At 62.9% G+C, this 4,279-nt stretch carries 1 protein-coding gene; it reads left to right on the top strand.

Annotation, left to right across the window (positions count from 1 at the left end; translation table 11 throughout):
* On the top strand, positions 1-4,279 hold a 4,279-nt coding region (locus tag FD715_RS21635), incomplete at both ends, for a peroxidase family protein (protein ID WP_304649982.1).

Here is a 4,279-nt window from a genome sequence, read left to right on the forward strand (position 1 = left end):
ATCGGCGACGGCGAGAAGGCCTATTCGACCGGCCATCTGCTCGACGGCAAGGCGAACTCCGGCTTCGGCAACAAGGACGGCGCCCTTGCCAACTGGGGCGAGGTCAAGGCGCAGGCGCTCTCGATGCTCGGCATCCGCCTGCAGGACACCGACGTGCATCGCGTGCCGCTGCTGCTGACGGATCAGTACGGCAACCTGATCCTGGGAAACCAAGGCTATGCCCAGCTGGTAATGGCGCCCGATGATGACCATGCCGAAACCTGGCTGAAGGAGGGCACTGCCCAAGGCGTCACCACCGAGGGCAGCTTCGCCAGCGGCGTCGCCTTCCTGGCCGACATCGCCCACACCGCCGTTCCCACCGACCTGCTCGATGAGAACGGCGAAGTCCGCATGGTCGATCATGACCGCAATCCGGGCACACCCGAAGTGCCCGTTACCGCGATCGCAGCCGATGGCGACGACGTGGCCGGCAACGCGGTGGGGACAAACCAGCGCGGCCAGATCACCGAGTATGACAACGAGCTTCTCGACAGGCACTTCATCTCGGGTGACGGCCGGGGCAACGAGAACATCGGCCTGACCGCGATTCACACCGTATTCCACTCGGAGCACAACCGCGTCGTCGAAGCCAACAAGCAGACTATCCTCGACAGCGGCGATCGGGCCTTCATCAACGAGTGGCTGCTGGTCGATCTCGGCCCGAACGATCCGATCCCGACCAGCGTGGACGACCCGGCGCTCGAATGGGACGGGGCGCGCCTGTTCCAGGCCGGGCGCTTCTCGACCGAGATGCAGTACCAGCACATGGTCTTCGAAGAGTTCGCGCGGCGCATCCAGCCCGCCATCGATCCCTTCGTGTTCACCAACACCGCCGATATCGACGGCTCGATCATCGCCGAGTTCGCCCACACCGTGTATCGGTTCGGTCACTCGATGTTGAATGGCTCGGTGGACCGGCTCGACAACGAGCTGGGCGTTGTCGGTGGCGGCGACCAGCTCTCCCTGATCGAGGCCTTTCTGAACCCGGACGAATATCTCGACGGCGGCACGGACGTCGCAGCCATTCAGGGCGCGCTGTTGCGCGGCATGTCGCGCGATGTCGGCAACGAGATCGACGAATTTGTTGTCCCGGCGTTGCAGTCGAACCTCCTCGGCCTGCCGCTCGATCTCGCAGCGCTCAACATCGCACGCGGCCGCGAGACCGGCGTGCCGTCGCTCAACGAGACTCGCGCGCAGCTCTCCAATGATTTCGGCCTGCCAGACCTGAAGCCCTACACGAGCTGGAACGATTTCGTCCAGAACATCAAAAACCCGCTCTCGGTGATCAATTTCATCGCCGCCTACGGGACCCACGCCACGGTCGAGAATGCCGGGACGCTGCAAGCGAAGCGTGATGCGGCCACCTTGCTCGTCCTCGGCGGCGCCGAGGCACCGGAGGACCGGATCGATTTCCTCAACGCCCGCGGTGACTATCTCAGCGAGAAGGGGGGCCTCGACAACGTCGACCTCTGGATCGGCGGCTTGGCCGAGCGGTTGAACGAATTCGGCGGCATGCTGGGCTCGACCTTTAACTTCATCTTTGAATACCAGATGGAACGCCTGCAGAACGGCGATCGGTTCTACTATCTGTCCCGCACGCAGGGTCTGAACATGCTCAACCAGCTTGAGCAGAACACGTTCTCCGACATCATCATGCGCAACAGCGAACTTGGCGATAAGTATGCGACGCATCTGAGCTCGCATATATTCGTCACACCCGACATGATCCTCGAGTTGGACCGCGGGATCGCCCAGGAGGACTATAACCCCGACGACACCTCCCCCAATCGCTCCGGTTCCGATCCGGTGTGGGACGATCCGATCCTGCAATCGCTCGATCCCAAGGTGACCCGCTCCTACAGCGGTGTGACGGCGGATGGCGGCCACGACGTCGGCGGAACGCTGCGATTCCGCGGTGGCGAGCATGTGGTGATCGGCGGCACCGAGGGTAACGACCGGCTGATTTCCGACATCGGCGACGACACCATCTGGGGCGATGGCGGCGACGACTACATCAACAGCGGTCAAGGCGCCGACGAAGTTTATGGCGGCGATGGCGACGACATCATCGAGGATCCGTTCGGGGAGAATTTCTTGCGCGGCAACGCCGGCAACGACGTCATCTCCACGGCGCGGGGCTTCACGCTGGCCTTTGGCAACGAGGGCGACGACGCGATCTTCCTCGGCCAGGACGCAGCCGAAGCCTTCGGCGACGAGGGGAACGACTTCATCCTCGGCAGCTCCGGCCCCGACTTGCTGCACGGCGGTGAGGGCGACGACTGGATCGAGGGTGGCGAAGGCTTCGACGTCATTGCCGGGGAGAACTCGGAGTTGTTCTTCAACTCCTCGATCATCGGCCACGACGTTGCTTGGGGTCAGGGCAACGACCAAGACTACGATCTGGAATCGGGGGACGACATCGCCCTGTCGGGCATCGGCGTCCAGCGCTTCGAAGGCATGTTCGGCTTCGACTGGAGCACCGCAAAGTTCGATGTCGCCGGTGTCGACCACGACATGGCGATCCCGATCTTTACCACTGACCCGCAGCAGATCCTGCGCGATCGCTTCGACCAGATGGAGGCTCTGTCGGGCTGGAAATTCGATGACAGGCTCGCCGGCGACGAGCGCGGTCAAATTCTTGGCGGTGTCGGACCAGGCGCCGAGGCGGAAGCGAGCTTTGTCAATCACATTCTCACCCAGGAAGGTATAAATCGCATAGACGGCCTTGAGGAGTGGATGGGCGGCGCGCGGGAGACGCTTTTCGGCGCCGTCCCGGGCGCAGACATCTCGAGCTACCGTGACGGTAACATCCTAATGGGCGGCAACGGCAACGACGTGATCATGGGGCGCGGTGGTTATGATCTCATCGACGGCGACGCCTGGTTGAACGTGCGGATTCGCATCATGGTGGGCGGCACCGAATATACCGCCGAGTCGCTCACTACCGACACGATGGTGGCGGGGGCGAAGGCGGGCCGGGTCTACAACCTCGAGACTGGCGATCTCGCCTTCGGGGGCCGCTCGCTCAAGTCGCTGCTGCTCGACCGGACCATCAAGCCTGCCGACATGAGCATCGTGCGCGAGATCAAGTATGACGACACCCCACAGAACAACATCGACACCGCCGTGTTCCGCGGCACCTTCGCCGAGTATAGCATCGAAGGCCGCGACCACTTCATCGACTTAAACGGCGATGGCGACTTCGATGATCCGGGCGAGGACGTCGCACAGGCCGCCTACGACCTGAACGGCGACGGTTTCATCGCCGTCACCGATCTCGACGATGGCAGGACAGGCGCGATCGTCGATGGGGTCGAGTTGCCGACGCGCAACCAGCTCACCGATGATACAGATCTGCTGAAGAACATCGAGATGCTGCAGTTCTCCGACCAGACGATCGATATCCGCAACGCCGCCAATGGCACCAACCAACGGGCGACGGGTTTCGTGGAGATTGCGGATCCGACACAGCTACTCGGCAGTGTGACGCCCTTCGTGGGCCAGGTGCTGAGCGCGGCGGCCTTCGATCTCGCTGACGCCGACGGCCTGACGCTGGGGACGAACGGCCTGCCCCAGGGGTTCCAGATCGAATGGCAGTCCATGCTTGGCGGCAAGCCGACCTGGACCACGGTGGCGACCAATCAAACTGAATACACGGTGCGTGAGACCGACATCGAAGGCAGCCTCCGTGCGGTGGCCGTATTCAAGGACAACAATGGCATCACCGAACGGGTCTACTCCGCTGCAACGGCGACACCGACGGCTCCCTTCTCGGTCGAGGAGAATGCGGCTCCGGGCACAATGGTGACCACCCAGATACCGCCCACCCACGAAGGGGAAGCCGGGCAGTTCCATCAGATCCGTGCGGGGTTCGATGCCGGCGGCCGGTTCGAAATAGTCCAGAGCGGGCAGGACTTTCCGGGCAACCCGCTCTACCAGCTGGTCGTCGCCGGCGAAGACATGGACTACGAGTTCCAGGACGCCTTCCAGATCGTCGACAATCAGTATCAGGTCGTGATCGACACCTACGATCTCGATCCGGCAGCGGGCGGCGATCTCATTGACAGCCGCGAGTTCACCATCCTTCTGCAGGACGTCGCCGAAGCGCCGCCTGCCATCGTCCTCTCGATCGCCGATGCGCCGATGCTGGTCGAGACCGGCGACACGGGTGTCACCAACTTGGCCTTCGGCCTGAGCGTCGATAATCCCGGCTTCTCCGGCACTCTGACGGTGAACTTCA

This window comes from Tateyamaria sp. syn59, assembly GCF_007995245.1.
GTDB lineage: Bacteria > Pseudomonadota > Alphaproteobacteria > Rhodobacterales > Rhodobacteraceae > Tateyamaria.